The sequence below is a fragment of the Streptomyces sp. NPDC029152 genome (assembly GCF_055564355.1).
On record NZ_JBVHWR010000071.1, the window covers coordinates 1 to 1,205 of the forward strand.

A 1,205-nucleotide genomic window follows, 5' to 3' on the forward strand; every position below is an offset into this window, starting at 1 on the left:
GAGGACTCGGTATTCTCGTACGCCAGCCCTTCGTTGATTCTCTCGGTCTCTTCCTCGAGCCATTTGGATGTCAGGACATCGATGCCGCGCTGCGCGGCATCACCTGCATGCGGGATAAAGTTCACCACACCGCCCCAGGTATGGTAATCCATTTTCGCTTCCCAGACGGCTTTGCTCTTCGCGTCGTCGGCATCCACGGCCAGCCCTTGGTATCGGGCCTCTTCCAGGAAGCCGATGGTATGGCCTGCTTTTCTCCACGTCTCCTCATGGCCGCCCACCCCGGTGTTGATGTCATGGACGATTTCCCGGTTGATGGAGTCCTGCAACGTGAAGTAGGCAAAGCGGTCGCGTGAGATCTGTTTCGACACCTCAAGGACTTCGCCGCGGTCCAGCGGACTACGCGACTCGAGCTGGGCGCTCGTCGTGGCGTGTACCTCGTCGCCGTAATTGCCCATGACCATCGCCATCGGCGTGCGCAGGCTCGGCGGGAAGTCGTTGCCCTCCGCGGACAGATGCTTCAGGGCATTCTCGAACACGCGGTTGTTCGCGTCGGAGTGCTGGACGTAACCGCTGCCCGAGTTGCCCGGGTCGATGCCCGTCGTTGCCGCCACCAACGCTGCGCCGAATCCTGCCCTGCCCTGCGCGTCCTCGATGTCAGAACCGCGAAGGGGATCGCCCCAGATGCTGTCGGGGTCGTGCGGGTTGCGCATGTGGGGGTGCCCGTCGACAACGTCCCAGTCCCGTTTCCGCGTCAGGTACTCCAGCCGGTCGTTGCCTTCCTTCTTTCCGTCATCCGGGCTGGGATCGGACTCGGGGTCGAGGAAGGCTGCCGCTGCCTCGGGGTCCTTGCTCATGACCCCGAGAAGGCCGTCGAGGGGGTCGTTCGCGAACCACTCGTCCCGTGAGGTGACGAACGCCTTGGGCAGATCCCAGTTGTCGTCGCCCTTGTCTGCCTTTTCGGCGGCGATCAGATCGTCACCGAGGTCGTGCATGAAGCGGGCTGAGTACCCTTCGCCGTGTTGCATCAGGGTGACAAGGGACTGGTACCCGCGGACCTTCTCGCCCTGCCACTCGTACCGTTTCATTCCGGCTTCCTTCAGGCCGGCATGAAAGTCCTTGTAGAACTTCGACTTCGGGTCCTGTGTGGCGGTGGCCAGCGCGTTGGCAAGCCCCTGCTCGGATCCCAGGTAATGCTGCTTGTTCCC

The 1,205-nt window shown here is 62.7% G+C and carries 1 protein-coding gene; it reads right to left on the reverse strand.

Annotation, left to right across the window (positions count from 1 at the left end):
• Nucleotides 1-1,205, reverse strand: a 1,205-nt coding sequence (locus ACZ4V6_RS36570) for a DUF6571 family protein (protein WP_467835601.1), incomplete at both ends; no start/stop codon positions are given.